This window comes from Nocardia sp. X0981, from assembly GCF_977089955.1.
Genome location: NZ_OZ372435.1, coordinates 1370499 through 1386616 on the forward strand (window position 1 = coordinate 1370499; position 16118 = coordinate 1386616).

Here is a 16118-nt window from a genome sequence, read left to right on the forward strand (position 1 = left end):
TTTATGAGGGTTTTCCATGGCGGACGCCGACGATCGGCAGTTGGATTGCGCCTGCCGGGCCGACCTCGCGAGGCGTGGGGCCCGCCGGAGTGGGAACGTCGGCCAGGCGCGTCAGTAGTTTGTTGACTGCGGTCTGGCCGTCTTCGACGGCGGCTTGCTCGTCGTCGGTGAGTGGGATGCTGACGGCCATGCGTTGCAGGTTCGATTTTGCCTGCAAAAGTTGGCTTTTGCTGGATTCTTTGGGGCTGTAGAAGTCGCAGCGGGCGCAGGCCATCCGGTGCGGGCATTGCTCGAAGAAGGTGTAGGTGCAGAATCCGTGGCCGAGGTCGTAATGCTGCCAGGGCTCCCCGGCCGCTGCGGCGCCGCTGGTGACGGCGTCGCGGTCGACGAGGACTTCGATGGTGCGTATGTTGCGGGCGAAGTAGCCGGCGTCGTCGTATGCCTTGGTGAGGGTGTTCGGGCTGATCTTGGCGTAGAACTGGGTCGACTGCGGCGAGCGGTGGCCGAGCCATGCCTGCAGCTCGAACAGGGTCATCGGGTCTTTGGCGTTGTAGAGCTGGCTCGCGATGGTCGATCGGGCCCGGTGGCTGGTGATACTGCCGCGGACGTCGGCGGCCGGGACTCCGGCTTTGCGACAGAGCATCGGGATCACGGTGTTGTTGATGTAGGCCGAGGATATGCGGCGGGCGCGGACTGCGAACAGCAGATCGACGTGTTGTCCGGTGCGGCGGTCGAAGAACGGCGGCTGCTCGGGCCGGTTCGCCTGCCAGGTGTCGATGGCCTGGCCCAGGATTGGGTCGACCGGTTTGGTGAATGCGGTGCCGGTCTTGTGGGTCGGGACGTCGAGCAGGCAGACCGCGTCACGGGCCAGGATCTGTTGGGAGTCACCGGGAATAGGCGTCCCGTTGTGCTGCCAGCGGATGCAGCCGATGCGCAATCGCGCGATCTCGTCACTGCGTTGCCCGGAGAACAGCCAGGTCAGGGTGACCGCCCGAACCAGCTCGATCGGATAGAAGTTCCCGGCCTGGGACTGGGGCAGGTCATCAGGAGCCAGGTTCAACCCGGCCCAGATCAGTTTCGCCCAGACATCGTCGGCGATGATGCGGGGATCGGGGCCGAGTAGGGCGGCGATGCTGCGTGGGGTGGACAACGCCCGGTTCGGGTCGAAGCGCCGTGGCAGCCACTCCCATTCCTGACAGTCCCGGAAGAATCGGCGGGCCGCAGCGATTTGTCCCGCCTTCGTAGAGGCTTGCAACGGTTTGCCGAGGCGGTCGCTGAGTCCGGTGGTGCGTTGGACGTAATCACCGACCTTCATCCGGTCCAGCGCCGCGATCCAGGCCGCGCAGGTCTGTCGCGTCCAGTCGGCCGGATCGGCAGCCTTGGGATGTTCGGCCTCCAGCCAGCGCCCGACCCGCAGCAGGGTGGAGCGGAATCCGCCGCGGACCCGGGGAGTCAGTGTCGAGGTGTCATGCCAGCGATCGACCCATTCGGCCCATTCGGGTGCGCCGCCGGTAGTGCGGGGTGAGCGCCGCCCGGTGAGTTGCTGCGGCGGATCGCAGTAGCCCAGCGCGGCGACCGCCCGTTGCATCGCGTGCAGTGTGTTGCCGCGAGCCGCAGGTAGCAGCCGTTCACGACGGATCCACTCGAACAGTTCGGTGTTCAGCTCGTCGAGGTGCGGGCTGCGGTTGAGCAGCAGCACCTGGCAAGCGACCCCGGGCAGCAGTCGATCATCGCCGCGGCCCAGCTGATAGCCCCACCCGGCCAGCACCAACCGGATCCGGCCGATCTCACCCTCGACCAGGTCATGGCCGAAGATGTTCTCGGCCAGCGTCACACGGCTGAAGCTGCCGAGCCGATAGAACGCGGTGAACCCGCCGAGCAGAAACGCGTGCGTGGCCAGATAAGGACGCACCGCATCGTCGGCCCACCCCGGGGTCGTGGCCCGGAACTCGTGCAGGTCTGCGCCGATCAGCGCAGCCCACTGCTCGTCTGTCCATGACCAGAACGACGTGCCGGTCTGCGCGCAGTGCAACAACACCACCGCGGTCGCGTCCAGCATCGCTCGCCGCCGGTGCGGCGTCCGCGGTGCCTGGACTGCAGCGGTGGAGTCGTCCAATGCCAGCAGCAGTCGACGGATCTTCGTCCACCCTCGAGCCTTGGGGTCGTGGCGGGCCAAGCGTCGCAGGTTGTCGACACCGAGCTCGGTGGTCGCATCCTTCTCCGCCACCCGCAGCGCAGGTGTGACGTCGTAGCGGCCGGGATCGATTGGTGACCGCCAGCGCAGGTCGTCACCGGCCGAAACCGCGGCAGGGACGGCGCTCACCGCGCCGCCACCAGGTCGGTGCCGGTCAGGGCCTCGATCCGCGAGGCATGGATGTGGTCCATGCCGCGGGCGAGTTTGTCGGCCAGATCCCGGCCGGACAGGTGGATATATCTGAGCGTGGAGTCGGTGTGCCGGTGTCCGGCGAAGGCGGCGATCGCATGCACTTCCCACCCCATCCGCGCCAAGTCCGTCAAACACAGATGGCGGGTCGAATGTGTCGAGAATTGCGAGACCCCGGCGGTGATTGCGATGCGCCGAACCACCTTCGACCACGTCCACAAACTCAGCGGCTCACCACGATTACGACGTGACTCGGACAGAAACAACGGTCCGCGGGCACGGCTGATCGCTGACCGGTGGACCAGATACTGCGACAGCAACACCCCGGTGGACGCTGAATACGGCACCACACGCTCGAGCCGGTTCTTCGTCGTCTCCGCCCGCACCCGCAACGTCCGATGAGCAGGATCGAGGTCGTCGGTGCGCAACGAACACAGCTCCTCCCGCCGCAACGCCGCGTCGTAGGCCAGCGCCAACATCAGCCGGTTGCGGATGGGCTCACGCCGCGCCACGTCCAGGACCTGCATCCACTGCTGCTCGTCGGGAATCCACGGCAGCTTCGTCAGCCGAGGCACCAGGCCCCGCGCCATGCCGCCGGCCCGCCGACCCGGCGTGTACTGGCCCCGGCCTACCGGATTCGACTGCCGCAGGCCCTCTTCCATCAGATAGTCGTAGAACAACCGGACCGGCACCAACCGCTGCTGGATCGTCGCGTTCGCCAAACCCGAACCGGAATCGAGCGACACCACGTTCCCGCCGTGGCGGTGTGGACGAGAAGTCCACTCCCGCACAAACACTGCGACATCGGCACGGGTCGCGGTCACCGGATCGACCTGTTCGCGCTCGCACAGCAGCAGATACTCTGCCAGCCCACGCCCATAAGCGTCGATCGTGCGCGGCGCCCGCCCGAGATCAACCCAGATGCCCAGCCACACCGCCGCTTGCTCGTGCCGGCCCAACACCGGCCACTTCTCTGTCAACGCCACCGCGACGCCCAAGCCCATCTCCCAGTCCGTGGTCACCCGGACGACATGATCACCGCCCGGGCCAGATTCCACGTAACTTTTAAAATGATCAAACGCCAGATGTTCGGACGCGCGAAACCCGACCTGCTCCGGAAACGAATCCTGCTGATCGACTGATAATCCCGAGGGCGGCCAGGTGCCGAGCTTGTCGATGGGTCAGCCGGTGATGACCGAGCACTCAGAGGTGCTTTCACCGTGACTGTGCCTCCTGTGGGGAGTATGCATCCTGCGTGGCGGTTTCCTCGAGATCGGTGGCCTTTATGTCGTCGAAGTTTCGATCGAGGTGGGGGAAGTTCATGGGGTCGACCGCGGGCCGGTGCTCTACTCTGTGGACGCGGCTTCCGCAGGCAAGGGCTGCGGGCTCCATGGAGTCGATGGCTTGTTCTGGGCAGTGGTCGGCGACTCGTCCGCCCGATCTGGAGCGGGGTATGTGCCGGTACCCGCTCGGCTCGGTTCATGTGGCGTGCCTGAGTGAGGCGGGCTGTCCAGTGTATTTTCGGGCGGATCGCTTCTGATGAACCGACCGGGTACGAGGTCTCCGTTGCGATCAGCCGCATCGATCACCGCGATAGAGGAGATGGCCGGGTTGGCGACGAAATCTGGCATCTCGGTTTCGTCAGGTGAATCCGGCGCCACGCGATCGTTCCGTCCGTCGGGATGGTGCGGGTATGCGTAAATGGTGCCAGTAGCGCCCCATGTGGGTCGATCCAGGCCATTCTCGTGGAGAGCTTCCGACAGATCCCCGAAGAGCGTGCCGTCTGGATGTGCGGGTTTACATGCGGCGTGCATAACCAGGTGGCCACCGCGTTCGTCGGCGATACGCCAGAAATCGGGAATCGCGGCCAGGAGGTGGCCAAGTGATCGGCCGTCTATGGCGACCTTTTGCTGCACTGGCGCTCCGGTTGGGCTTCTTGCGACAGCTACATCCACGATGAAAATATCTGGGTTGGCATGGCCGCCCAGCAGTACCGGGCCTCCTCCGCGAGCTTCCAACTCGGAGTCATGCCAGCCAGCGGGGACGGTCTTGACTTTGCTGCGGTCGACCCATTGCATCCACGGCTTGTCGCCGTACTTCTTGATGTCCCCCTGGCCCGCTACATCGTATTCCCGAGCGCCTCGCAGGTCGTGTGCCCGTGCCCACGTACCACGTCTGACCGCGTCTTCCGGCGTAGAGTCGAACGACAACCCGATATCGCGGTCTCGGCTGTCCTTCAAAATGCTGTATCTAGCAGCTCTCGAGTCGAACCAAACCGGCTGGAACGGTCTCGTCCAGGTATGGGCAGGCAGCCACAGTGCCTCCTGAGATTCGGCGTCGACCATTCGTCCACACCTTGCGTCTTCGTTTTGGACGCGACGTACGTAGAGGTTGATAGCAGATACCAATTCCGTGGTCCTGTCCCGGTACACCGTGGCGGAGCCACGAGCAGTGGCGACCAACCGGGCCGTTGCGCGACAGAACAATTCAGCCGCGGGATTTCCGCTAACGCTCGCGCCAGCATTGGCCATGTTTGCGAATCCCCTTCAAAGTTCGAGTTTGCCGTCCGGGCGAATTGGCTCCCCACCGCCCGGAACTCGAATGTCTTAGGCGAGCAGACATCCTCTTTGAGATCCAGTTGGCTGGTCGACAAAGCGATCACCCCGGGCACGGGACGCGATTCCCGCTGGGTTCCCTCTCGATCGCGCCCTGTGGACCCCCGCTTCCTGCGTCCGAGGTCATGCCGTCGTTGCTTGCTGATAAGCGACCGTTGCACCGACGGTGCCACTGGCGATTCGATCGCCACCAGCTCGGTCAACAGGTCCCCTCCGAGCGATGTGCATGCCGAGAGTGTAGATCAACACTTGATGGCCAACAACTGTTGGCGAATCTTTCTCTTCCGAATCCGTTGGTGCACTAGGAGTTTGAACATCCAGGGGCTACAACAGGCGGATTCCGGTCGTGCTGGGCATTTGACAGGCCAAACGTCGCGCCGGAATCACCGGCTACGACGCTTGTACCCGAAGACCAGAGCGCAGACGGCGCAGCGTCTGTGCCGGCATCAGAGCCGCGATCACGATTCTCCCGGGCAAGGCTCTCGGCAGAGACCGTCGGCGTGGTGGCCTCTGGCATCATGGAACGGCTCCACTGAACTATGCTCCGAACTGCCACCATAAGGGTCTTCGGCGTTGCGGGCCGGACAGATTCTCAGGACAGTGGTCATCCAATCTGTCCGAACGACAGTGTCGGTCGACCCTGCAACGATGCTGGTCAAGTCCCGTGGGGTGGTGTAAAAGAGGTGGTCACCGCGTGATCGGTTTGCTCGGTCAGGCGGTGAGTTCTGCGGGGGTGGTGTCCTCCTGTTCGTCGGGTCCGCTGGTGGCTGCGCGGGCTCGGGCCAGGACTTCCAGGCCGAGGTAGCGTTTGCCCTCGATCCATTCGTCGTGTTGTTCGGCGAGCACGGCACCGACGAGGCGGATGATCGAGCCGCGGTCGGGGAAGATCCCGACGACGTCGGTGCGGCGCCGGATTTCTTTGTTCAACCGTTCTTGGGGGTTGTTGGACCAGATCTGGCGCCAAATCTGTTTGGGGAACGTGGTGAAGGCCAGCAGGTCCGCGCGTGCGGTGTCGAGGTGTTCAACGACCTTCGGGAGTTTCTCACCCAGGGCGTCGAGCATCCGATCATATTGTGTGTGAACGGATTCGGGGTCGGCTTGGTCGAACACCGAATGCAGCAGTGTCCGCACCCACGGCCACGAGGTTTTCGGGCAGATGCTCATGAGGTTAACGGTGTAGTGGGTGCGGCAGCGCTGCCAGCTCGCGCCCGGCAGCGTGGCAACGATCGCCGCGACCAGCCCGGCATGGGCGTCGCTGGCGACCAGAGACACCCCGGTCAGGCCGCGGGCGACCAGATCGCGGAAGAACGCTAGCCAGCCGGCGCCGTCCTCACCCGAGGTGACCTGAACGCCGAGGATCTCGCGGTAGCCATCGGCGTTTACCCCGGTCGCCACCAGGGTGTGGACGTTGACCACGCGTCCGTTCTCCCGAACCTTCAACACCAGGGCATCGGCAGCAACGAACGTGTAGGGGCCTTGGTCGAGCGGGCGGGTGCGGAACGCTTCGACCTGGGCGTCGAGGTCGCGGGCCATCATCGATACCTGCGATTTCGACAGGCTGGTGATGCCCAAGGACTCGACGAGTTTCTCCATCCGCCGCGTCGAGACCCCGAGCAGATAACAGGTCGCCACCACCGAGGTCAGGGCCCGCTCGGCGCGTTTGCGGCGCTCGAGCAGCCAATCAGGGAAGTACGATCCCGAACGGAGTTTCGGCACCGCGACATCGATCGTGCCGAGACGAGTGTCGAAGTCACGGTGGCGGTAACCGTTACGACTATTGACCCGTTCCGGGCTGCGCTCGCCGTAGTCGGCACCGCATATCGCGTCGGCCTCCGCACTCATCATCGTGTGCACGAACGAGGCGAGCATCTGCCGCAGCAGATCCGGACTCGCTGCGGCGAGTTGCCGGCGGACGAGGTCGGCTGCCAGGCCGTCGCCCAGGATGCGTTTCTTCTCCGCACTGTCGAGGTGGGTGTGGCCCGTAGTGCGAGTCGGTGTCGTTTGCACTATGAATTGCTCGATATCTGCGCTGGTGTCGTGATCTACTCGATCCCTACGACTGCCCGCACCAGCACATACACCGTCGCCGTGGCGCGGTCTCCACATAGGTAACGCCGAGGCCCGCGCGTCTAGTTGTTGGGGGCGGGATGTAAGTGGCACGCGGGATGCGATCGCGGCTGCATCGCAAGCTACCGGTGCGGTGCAAGTAGTGCCTTGCGGAGGACTGCGCGTATGTGGTCGGGGTCGGGCTTGTCGTCGTTGAGGAGGATGGCCGCGCACAGCCCGTCGGCAAGGGCGACGAAAGCTTCGACCGCGTCGGGGTCGTCGGTTTGCGTTCGGGCGAGTTCGGCGACGTTCTCGCGCCAGCCTCGCGCGATCGGCCGTAGCGCGGGTCGGCGAGCCGCCAGTGTCGACAGCTCCCGTTCGGCGAGGGCGCGTTCCCGTCCCGGGCCGGCCGATTCGGCGATGAGCCGGGTGAGGCCGTCGACGGGGTCGTCGGAGTCGATCAGCTGACGGATGCGGCGGGTGTATTGGTCGGTGATGCTGGTGAGGGCTGCGACCAAAAGGTCGTCCAAGGTCGCGAAGTAGTAGAGGGTCAGGCTGGTGGTTATACCTGCCTCTTTGGCGACGGTGCGGTGTGTGACTCCGCTGGCACCATCGCGGTGGACGATGGCAAGAGTCGCCTCGATGATCTGGGCTCGACGTCGTTGACCGCGTAGTTTGCGGCCATCGACGCCGGCCGTCTCGCGGTCGTGTTCTGTCGCCGTTATCTGTTCCGCACTCATCACCGCTCCCGGTTGTCGAGGCTATACTCTCGCGCCTCGGGTTCGGCGTCGCCGAGCGGTTGAAGGTGTCGCAGTGTCGTCAGGCAGACCAGTGATGCCGCCGCGATCGCGATGCCTGCGACGATGGCGGCGGTATTGAGTCCGCTGGTGAACGCGGCGTGTGCGTGATCGAGGGCCCCAGCCGACAGCCGGTGCGCAAGGGAAGTGGCCGCCGACAGACTGTCGCCGTAGGCTTCGGCCGCGGATGGGGAAAGCCCAGGCGGGACCTCGACACTGGTTCGGTAGATCACGGTGGTGAGACTTCCCAGGAAGGCCACCCCGAGCGCGATACCGAGTTCTTGAACGGTCTCGGATAGTGCGGCCGCGGATCCGGACTTCTGCGGTGGTGCCGCGCCCACGACGATGTCGGTGCCGAGAGCGGCGATGACGCCGAGTCCGAGGTAGACGAATGCGAAGCCGGTGACCACGCTCAGCGTGCTATCGGTCCCGGCCGATGCGAGCAGGGCGTACCCGGTCAGCGACAGCGCCAGCACGCCCGACATGACGACACCGGGTGACACGCGAGCGGCCACCAGTGGTGCGCCGATGGCGCCGATGAGCATGGCCAGCGCAGGCGGCCCCATCCACAACCCCGCCGTCGTCGGAGACAGGCCCGCGACGAGCTGCAGGTACTGGGTCACGAGGAACATCACCCCGCCAAACCCCACCAGCCCGACCAACAGGACCGCCAACGCCGCGGAGAACGCCCGGCTCGTAAAAAGTTTCATGTCCAGCAGCGGCTCGCTCAGTCGCAGCTGACGGCGGACGAACGCGATGGCCGCGCTACAACCCACCAAGGCAGTCGCCAATACCTGGATGTCGATGCCATGGGCGGCGGCATGCTTGATCGCGTAGATGATCGGCAACATCGCGGTGAGCGACAACCCGACGCTCAGCAGGTCGAGCCGACCGGCCGGCGACCGATACTCCGGTAACAGCGCCGGGGCGCCCACCAGCACCAGCACGGCAATCGGCACAGCAATGAGGAAGACCGCCCCCCACCAGAAGCCGGCGGCCAGCGCTCCACCCGCGATCGGGCCGGCGGCCATCCCTAGAGCGAACATCGTCGCCCAGACGCCGATCGCCAACGCTCGCTGCGCGGCATTGGTGAACATATTGCTGATCAGCGACAGCGTCGACGGCATCAGCGTCGCACTCGCCACCCCGAGCAGCGCCCGCGCCACGATCAGCCATCCGGCGCTGGGAGCGAACGCCGCAAAGACCGAAGCTGCACCGAATGCCGCCATCCCGATCATCAGCAGCCGCCGGCGACCGACCCGATCGCCCAATGTCCCCATCGTGATCAGAAATCCCGCGATGAAGAAGCCGTAGGCGTCCATGATCCACAACGACTGCGTGGCGGACGGGTTCAAATCGGCAGACAGGTTCGGAACCACCAGATAGAGAGCCGTTACATCGAGCCCCAGCAGCATCGTCGGCAGCGCCAACAGACCGAGCCCGCCCCACTCGCGCCATCCAGCCCGCGCTGACTGCTCCATGGTCATCACCCTTCCATGCATACTTGAACTTACGTACTATTTGTACCATAGTTCAATATGTGGCCGGTGGGACTTGCCGGGTTCCGGAACGGAGGAGTGCGCCACTCGGTACCGAAGGGCGGCCCCGGCTCGAGGTGCGATCCCGGGCAGGTCCCGACCGGCCACTGGCGTCGCGACAGAGAAGGGCTCCGTTCGGGACGTCGACACGGAAGGGATTCCGGATTGTTCGAGCGCTGGACTTTGGATTATCCACATGGATAATAGACGGTAGGTTGTGCAGTCGAAGGAGGGTTGATGACAGCGACAGTTACCGACACGCGCTTGGTGACCCACACCGACAGCGGCGAATATCCGAACTCGGTGCTCGGGAAAGTGCAGTTGCTGCTCAGCGCCTTCGAGTCGGGTGGCTATCGGCTGAAACTGACCGATCTCAGCCGCCGGGCGGGAGTACCGAAAGCTTCTGCCTATCGGTTGGCCCAGGAGCTCGTGCAGTGGGGTTTATTGGAACGGCGCGGCGACACCTATCAGCTGGGTATGCGCCTGTTCGAGCTGGGTCAGCGAGTTCCCGCGGCTGCCACCTTGCGGGCGGTGGCGCGCCCCTGCCTGCTCGACTTGTTCATCGCCACGCGTGCGAGTATCCACCTCGCGGTGCTCGATGGCGGCCACGTCCTCTATCTGGAGAAGATCGCAGGCCAGGGCAATCTCGACGACCACAGTTATGTGGGCGGCAGGTTACCGGCAACATGTACTGCGACCGGAAAGGCGCTTCTCGCGGTCACGGCGGAAGGTGCGGTGACCAGCCAGCAGCTCGTCGATGCGGACCTCGTGCGATTCACCTCACGGTCGGTCTCATCGGTCGCTGCCCTGCGCGAACAACTCGCCGAGGTGCGTCGGCGCGGATTCGCTGTCGAGATCGAGGAGACGAGGGCACGTTCGGCGAGTATCGCCGTACCAGTGACCGGTGCGGACGGGAATGCCATTGCGGCTGTATCGGCTACTGTCCCCAATGGTCGTCTGGATGTTCCGCGCCTGTTGATCCCATTGCAGAGCGCCGCGGCCGTTATTGCGCGGAGTCTGCTGGGGCGCAGAGATGCGCGAAAGGTGCCTTTAGCGTGGGCTGAGCTCTGCGACAAGGGCGAAACTCGAGATTCGTCATCACACCTTCGGTAAGGTCGGTTCATGCTGCAGTTGTGGCACGTCGGAATGGGTTGCACCGTCGTTGATCCGCCGGTCCCCGAGACCGCGCGTTTCGGCCTCTCCGGCATCGCCCTGGACGGCAAGAACTCCGGCCGAGAAATTACCCAGGCGGATATGGACAATGTGCTCGCCTCATATGCCACGGCAGCGGCGACTACCGAGGCGCTACGCTTCAGTAGCGTCGGCCTCCACGGGTCCCACGGTTATCTGACCGACCAGTTCATGCGGGCCCACGCAACCGGCGCACAGACACCTACGTGGCGATATCAAGGCCCGTACCCGTTTCGCCACCCAAATCGTGGCCGCCTGCCGGGACATCGTCTCCACCGACTTCCCGATCTCTTTCCTATTTGGTGACGAATAATTGAAGGATTGGAGCAAAGCAGAATGCAAACCCGACCCACTCTCGCTGATCCATCGCGCGCTACCACGGCTCACCAGATAGCCTCGCGGTTCGCCGAAGGGCTGCAACAGTCAGTCGCAGCAGGCGACGCGGACGGCTACGACGCTGCTTTCGCGGCAGATGTGATGTGGGGCAGTCCATATGGTGCGTCGATAACCGGCTACTCCGAATTGAACGCCATCCACCACCGCTTGATGAAAGCCCGGGTCGCGCCACCGTCACACTTCGAAGTTGTCGGCGCGACTTCGCCCGCGCCAGGAGTCGTGCTGACCCAGATCCGCCGGCTCGCCGCCGAAGCGGGCGGATTCTCCGAGATCGCCATGTATGTATTGGTCGAAAGGGATGGGGGATGGTGGCTCGCCGGGGCCCAGAACACGCCAATCACGAATCCACCCCAACGAACCGAGTCCAGTTCATGATCTACACGCGTCGGGCACTTATTATTCCTGGTAGTCGATGCTGAATCGCCCCGGTGCGTTTGGAGACTTCATCTCTTGAGGACAGGGGAGTCTGTGAGTTCGAGGAAGCATACGTCGGGTTTGCTGAGCGGGCGGTTCGATAGTCGCCGAGGTTCAGGATGCGGCGGGGCCGCGGCTCTCCAGCGGCATGCTGGTGGGCACCCATGATCGTCGAATCCACACTCAACCTGCCAATCGATGCCGCCGCTCGCCTCGGCGAATGCCTGCCGGCATTTTCAGGATGAAGCCCCGTGTTCCGGCGCATTGCCAGCGCCGGAACAGGAAATAGATCGCCTGCCAGGGTCCGTACTGCGGTGGCATGTCGCGCCAGGGCGACCCGACCCGACCCGTATCCGCCGCCGGATCCCGTCGATGAGCTGTCGTTTCGTCCACATCGATGGACTGCCTGGCTGCTTGGGTCGGGGGCAGCAAAGGCGCCAACCGTGCCCATTGGGCATCGGGCAGGTCCACGCGCCCCATCACCGCTACGCTGGTCACGAGGTCTCCCGTATCCAGGTTCTTCTCTGTCGCTGAACTATTTGCCGGAGACCTCGCTTGCATCAGGTCACCGATACACCAACGCAGGCAATGCTTCTCACCACATGAGTTGGGGATCGCCGCACCGCGGCGATCCCCAACTACCCACCACTTCGAGATGCCCGATCGACGCCGCCCGATCCAACCCTGCCGCCCACGCCGCCAGGTCCTCGTCCGCAACCACGAAACCGCATGCTCCGAACAACATAGCGAAGTGGTGCTGGAGTACTGGGCTCCGGCCGACCCGGAGACGGTATGCGGCCTGACCACGATGGGGGTAACCCGGACGCTATTCCGCGCCGATCTGCCCCTGAAGAGGATTGTTACGCGGGTCTAACCAACCCGCTACGGCCACCCAGTCAGCGGTCGTCATTTCAGAACACTCCAAGTCCCTCGGAGGCCCACTCCGCCGTTTCCGGCGATCTGCGTATCCGCAATTGCCCTGCTTCTCCCGTCGGGACCGGGAGGCCGAATTATCGGAGTCCATAGTATGTCCTTTTCAAATCGAACCTGCCGGCGCCCTCACTGATTGACGTGGGGAATCACACGGGCTGGATCGCGGTATGAGACCGATCCTGCAAACACAACACTTCCGCTGGTGCCGCGACCGCAAGATCATGCCCCCTAGTCGATAGCGGGATAAAGAGCCTGTTCCGTTCACCGAACCCGTGATGCCGCCGATACGGTTGCCCGGTCCGCCCAGCGAAACTGCCGCTGGTCTAGTGGAATGTGATACCGCCAAAATATATGGGCATGCACGGACAGATAAACCGCTGGGCGCACGAATAGTGCCCTTGGAAAGACCACCGCGGCTGCGGTTCTGCCGCCACTTCACCAACCCGATCCGGCCACTGGAATCCAGTGCGCGGAGCTAGCGCGGGCGACGCCTCTCGGCCTACCGATAGGACGCGACATGAGCTTCAACGCAGATGTTCTCTCGATTGCGCAGCCAATCGGCTATTCCCCTGTATCCGGGGCCGCGCCGCCACTTCCTGCGCCTGCAGAATTGTTCCGAGCCATCTCAGGGCGTTTCATCGGTACGGTACCGCTGGTCACATGGGCACGAGAACTGAGTGATCTTCATGCCGGGCTGGTACGGTTCCGGGAAGCCGCAACCACTATGCCGCCGCAGTTCGATGGCGAACAGGTTCGTGCTCGCATCGATTGCGTCATTGCCGAAATCGATCTATGGGCTGTACACAATGTCCCTCGCGCGCGCGGAGCCCGGAAGAACACGCACTCGTTGGGCGACGTCATAAGCCATATCGCCCGGTCCTACGCCGAGGCCTGGTGGACAGTGTTGCACTCGACGGATGCGGAGATGCGCCACCACGCCTGGGTCCACCTCGGCGAGGCGCGTGAGGGCTATGCAGAGATGGTGGCGGGCATCCAGGCCAGAACTCTGCAACTGCCCCGGGGGAGTCTGCGATGAACTGCCCGATCCGCCCTAGTGTTGAGCGTCGGAGTCGGCAGCCCGCGAGATCTAAGCCGCGCCAAGTTGGTGAGAAAATCCTGCCGACAGGATTCTGAGAATGCGCAGGCGGATTGGGACAAGTTAACCGAGAATCTACACGCCATGCGATCAGAAGAAATCGGTGGCCAAGAGCCCGTTCATCGCTGTCACGCTGTTCGAGTTCACTGCCGATGCCCAGAACGACGAACCGCTGCATCGGGAAGATGTGTCACTCGTCTACGCCGAATTCGAGGAGGAAGCCCGCGCGACCGGTTGCCCGACGAACTCGACCGTACGGCGCGGTACCTGCCCGGATCACGGATTCGGCTCTTGATTGACACCCGGGACGGCCCGGTGACAATGTGATCACTTCGAATCCGTTCCGGTCCAAGGGGGGCGCGCGATGATCACACTCTCGTCCGGAGTGTTGATCAATTGGGAAGAGCTCACCGGCCGGACCGGATTCGTGGTCGACCTGATCAGTTTCCCGGTTTTCAGTGCCGCGGCCGGTTGGCTCACGAACTGGACCGGCGTGCTCATGTTGTTCTGGCCGCTGTTGTTCCGTGGGATCCGCATCCCCGGTCTCGATGTGCTGTATCCCTATCTCCCCCGCCGCGTACAGGTACTGCCGACCTTCTCCGAAGACGGTTCCCGCCTCGGCTTCCAGGGGTTCATCCCGGCTCGGGCCGAGAAGATGGCCAGTATCTGCGTGGACAAGGCGCTGATGCGTATCGGCAGTCCCAAGAACTTCATCGACGAACTGGATCTGGCGGGTATCGCCGACCATGTCGCCGCTCTCGCCGGCAAACAGGTGAAGAGCATCGTGGACGAGGTGATGAACCGGGAGAATCCCGACCTGTGGCAGAACCTGCCGCGACCCATGCGCCAGCTCATCTACCAGCGGGTGGAGCGGGAGCTGCCCGAGCTCACCACCAGGGCGTTCACCTCACTCGGTGACAATGTGGATCAGCTCATCGATATCAAGGGTTTCGTCATCCGGTATCTGCAGGGCAATCCACATATCCTGAAAGACCTCACCACCACCGTCGCGGCCCCGGAGCTGAAGTTCATGGTGCGGGTCGGCCTGCTCGGCGCCCCGTTCGGCCTGCTGCTGGCCCTCTACCTGCGTATTCATCACGACATCCCGGTATGGGGCTGGGTACCGGCCTGGGTGATCGTGCTGCTGGTATCGGCGATCATCGGTGTGGTCGTCAACATCATCGCCATCCGGGTGGTGTTCACTCCCGGTGATCCACAACCGCGGTACAAGTACCTGTGGCGGCAGGCTCTCCTCGCGAAGCGGCAGCCACAGGCGGCGACCGATCTGGCGCATATCCTGGCCTATCAGGTGCTCACACTGCCCAATCTCTCCGACGAACTACTGAACGGGCCGAACGGCGACAAGACCCGGCGGCTGCTCGAACAACTCATCTCCGATGAGATCCATCGTCAGCTCGGGCGGACCACATCCGTGGTGCGGGCGGCCTTCGGACGGCAGCGGTTCGACAACTTGAAGATCGGCGCGGCGGGGGCGGCCGTCGGGCTGGCGCCCTCCCTGGTCGGAGATGCCGATTTCATCCGGGAGCAGGCGGAGAAGATCGACGAGTTCGCGGCCCGCAAACTGCGGCAGCTGACCCCCGGTGAGTTCATGGAGATGTTCTACGCATCGGTCGAACAGGACGCCTGGCTGCTCTATCTCCACGGGGCGGCGCTCGGGCTCCTGGTCGGCGCCACTCACCTGCTGCTCTTCGGCTGGTAGCCGCCGATAAACAAGCACACATGCTTGTATTTCTCCGGATTCGCTGGGATGCTGACAACGCACTGCCGGAGTGCGTAACGGAGATGAGGAACCGATGGCCGATCTGGAGGCGCTACTACGCGATCTAGCCGCGGAGAGCACCGATCTGGAAGATATGGTCGCCGATCTCCCCTCCGGGGATTGGGCGCGCCCCACGCCGGCACCCGGCTGGACCATCGCCCACCAGATCGGTCACCTCGCCTGGACCGACGAGATCGCCGCCCGCGCGGCAGCCGACGCGCGTACCGGCGGAACCGAGTTCGCCGGACTGCTCGCCGAGGCCGCGGACCGGGTCGCCACCTTCGTCGACGACGCCGCGGCCGAAGCCGTCGGCACACCGGTACCGGAACTCCTGACACGGTGGCGGCGCGGACGCGCCACACTCGCCGAGGCTCTGCGCACCGTTCCCCCCGATGCCAAGCTGCCGTGGTTCGGCCCACCGATGCGCCCGGGGTCGATGGCCACCGCGCGGCTCATGGAGACCTGGGCGCACGGCCAGGATATCGCCGATGCGCTCGGTGTCCGTCGCGCACCGACCGACAGATTGCGCTCCATAGCCCATATCGGCGTGCGAACCAGGGATTTCGCCTACACCGTGCGCGGTCTGCCGACCCCCGGTGAGGAGTTCCGGGTGGAACTCACCGCCCCGTCCGGCGGAATCTGGTCCTGGGGGCCGGTGGAAGCGTCACAGCGGGTCACCGGGCCGGCGGTAGATTTCTGCCTGCTCGTCACGCAGCGGCGCCACCGAAAAGATCTGGCGCTACAGGCGGTCGGCGATCGCGCCACCGAATGGCTCACCATCGCACAGGCATTCGCGGGACCGCCGGGCAACGGCCGCGAGCCCGGGCAATTCGGCTGAATCCGGGCCGGCGAGCGTCACACCGGGTTCCCGCGACAAGCCGGACGTCGTTGGCCGGGCGCTACTCACGGCAGTCGGGGCACGGCGCTCG

14 protein-coding genes are annotated in these 16118 nt (G+C 64.3%); 7 read left to right on the forward strand and 7 right to left on the reverse strand.

Features of this window, described 5'->3' with window-relative positions:
- Nucleotide 1 precedes the first annotated feature (1 nt).
- The 6 genes from ACYR7D_RS06035 to ACYR7D_RS06060 form a co-directional block, all read right to left on the reverse strand.
- Complete coding sequence (locus ACYR7D_RS06035) at nucleotides 2-2323, reverse strand: tyrosine-type recombinase/integrase (protein WP_459548634.1); 2322 nt, start codon at nucleotides 2321-2323, stop codon at nucleotides 2-4.
- Entirely contained in the window at nucleotides 2320-3381 is a 1062-nt protein-coding gene (locus tag ACYR7D_RS06040; RefSeq protein ID WP_459548635.1) for a tyrosine-type recombinase/integrase, read from the reverse strand. The genes ACYR7D_RS06035 and ACYR7D_RS06040 overlap by 4 nt, the downstream gene beginning before the upstream one ends.
- A gap of 348 nt (nucleotides 3382-3729) precedes the next feature.
- Nucleotides 3730-4728, reverse strand: a complete 999-nt coding sequence (locus tag ACYR7D_RS06045; protein WP_459548636.1) for a hypothetical protein — start codon at nucleotides 4726-4728, stop codon at nucleotides 3730-3732.
- 981 nt (nucleotides 4729-5709) lie between these two features.
- Nucleotides 5710-6942, reverse strand: a complete 1233-nt coding sequence (locus tag ACYR7D_RS06050; RefSeq protein ID WP_459550044.1) for an IS256 family transposase — start codon at nucleotides 6940-6942, stop codon at nucleotides 5710-5712.
- Nucleotides 6943-7187: 245 nt separating this feature from the next.
- Nucleotides 7188-7784 (reverse strand): TetR/AcrR family transcriptional regulator, encoded by a 597-nt coding sequence (locus ACYR7D_RS06055; RefSeq protein ID WP_459548637.1) that lies wholly within the window; start codon nucleotides 7782-7784, stop codon nucleotides 7188-7190.
- A complete protein-coding gene (locus tag ACYR7D_RS06060; RefSeq protein WP_459548638.1) occupies nucleotides 7784-9328 on the reverse strand; it encodes an MFS transporter in 1545 nt (514 codons plus the stop codon). Before ACYR7D_RS06060 ends, ACYR7D_RS06055 begins: the two co-directional genes overlap by 1 nt.
- 288 nt (nucleotides 9329-9616) lie before the next feature.
- Here ACYR7D_RS06060 and ACYR7D_RS06065 point away from each other — a divergent pair, with 288 nt between their 5' ends.
- From ACYR7D_RS06065 to ACYR7D_RS06075, 3 genes are read left to right on the forward strand one after another with little or no spacing between them, the layout of a single operon-like run.
- A complete protein-coding gene (locus tag ACYR7D_RS06065; RefSeq protein WP_459548639.1) occupies nucleotides 9617-10492 on the forward strand; it encodes an IclR family transcriptional regulator in 876 nt (291 codons plus the stop codon).
- A gap of 9 nt (nucleotides 10493-10501) precedes the next feature.
- A complete protein-coding gene (locus ACYR7D_RS06070) occupies nucleotides 10502-10876 on the forward strand; it encodes an oxidoreductase (RefSeq protein ID WP_459548640.1) in 375 nt (124 codons plus the stop codon).
- A gap of 30 nt (nucleotides 10877-10906) precedes the next feature.
- Nucleotides 10907-11341, forward strand: coding sequence for a nuclear transport factor 2 family protein (locus ACYR7D_RS06075; RefSeq protein WP_459548641.1), 435 nt, complete (start codon nucleotides 10907-10909; stop codon nucleotides 11339-11341).
- 222 nt (nucleotides 11342-11563) lie between these two features.
- On the opposite strand, the gene ACYR7D_RS06080 is transcribed toward ACYR7D_RS06075, so the two are convergent.
- Nucleotides 11564-11878, reverse strand: coding sequence for a transposase (locus ACYR7D_RS06080; RefSeq protein WP_459548642.1), 315 nt, complete (start codon nucleotides 11876-11878; stop codon nucleotides 11564-11566).
- A gap of 952 nt (nucleotides 11879-12830) precedes the next feature.
- Here ACYR7D_RS06080 and ACYR7D_RS06085 point away from each other — a divergent pair.
- The 4 genes from ACYR7D_RS06085 to ACYR7D_RS06100 all read left to right on the forward strand — a co-directional run bounded on the left by ACYR7D_RS06085 (nucleotide 12831) and on the right by ACYR7D_RS06100 (nucleotide 16027).
- The gene (locus tag ACYR7D_RS06085; protein ID WP_459548643.1) at nucleotides 12831-13349 is read left to right on the forward strand and encodes a hypothetical protein; all 519 of its coding nucleotides are present in this window, start codon (nucleotides 12831-12833) and stop codon (nucleotides 13347-13349) included.
- 163 nt (nucleotides 13350-13512) lie between these two features.
- Nucleotides 13513-13704, forward strand: coding sequence for a hypothetical protein (locus ACYR7D_RS06090; protein ID WP_459548644.1), 192 nt, complete (start codon nucleotides 13513-13515; stop codon nucleotides 13702-13704).
- A gap of 69 nt (nucleotides 13705-13773) precedes the next feature.
- The gene (locus ACYR7D_RS06095) at nucleotides 13774-15129 is read left to right on the forward strand and encodes a hypothetical protein (protein WP_459548645.1); all 1356 of its coding nucleotides are present in this window, start codon (nucleotides 13774-13776) and stop codon (nucleotides 15127-15129) included.
- A gap of 94 nt (nucleotides 15130-15223) precedes the next feature.
- Entirely contained in the window at nucleotides 15224-16027 is an 804-nt protein-coding gene (locus ACYR7D_RS06100; RefSeq protein ID WP_459548646.1) for a TIGR03084 family metal-binding protein, read from the forward strand.
- Nucleotides 16028-16118: the final 91 nt, after the last annotated feature.

What these genes read in the sequence shown, in the direction of transcription:
- ACYR7D_RS06075 (WP_459548641.1), top strand. Translation starts at nt 10,907, where the DNA reads ATGCAAACCCGACCCACTCTCGCTGATCCATCGCGCGCTACCACGGCT.
- ACYR7D_RS06065 (WP_459548639.1), top strand. Translation starts at nt 9,617, where the DNA reads ATGACAGCGACAGTTACCGACACGCGCTTGGTGACCCACACCGACAGC.
- ACYR7D_RS06070 (WP_459548640.1), top strand. Translation starts at nt 10,502, where the DNA reads ATGCTGCAGTTGTGGCACGTCGGAATGGGTTGCACCGTCGTTGATCCG.
- ACYR7D_RS06045 (WP_459548636.1), bottom strand. Translation starts at nt 4,728, where the DNA reads ATGGTCGACGCCGAATCTCAGGAGGCACTGTGGCTGCCTGCCCATACC.
- ACYR7D_RS06085 (WP_459548643.1), top strand. Translation starts at nt 12,831, where the DNA reads ATGAGCTTCAACGCAGATGTTCTCTCGATTGCGCAGCCAATCGGCTAT.
- ACYR7D_RS06055 (WP_459548637.1), bottom strand. Translation starts at nt 7,784, where the DNA reads ATGAGTGCGGAACAGATAACGGCGACAGAACACGACCGCGAGACGGCC.
- ACYR7D_RS06100 (WP_459548646.1), top strand. Translation starts at nt 15,224, where the DNA reads ATGGCCGATCTGGAGGCGCTACTACGCGATCTAGCCGCGGAGAGCACC.
- ACYR7D_RS06060 (WP_459548638.1), bottom strand. Translation starts at nt 9,328, where the DNA reads ATGACCATGGAGCAGTCAGCGCGGGCTGGATGGCGCGAGTGGGGCGGG.
- ACYR7D_RS06095 (WP_459548645.1), top strand. Translation starts at nt 13,774, where the DNA reads ATGATCACACTCTCGTCCGGAGTGTTGATCAATTGGGAAGAGCTCACC.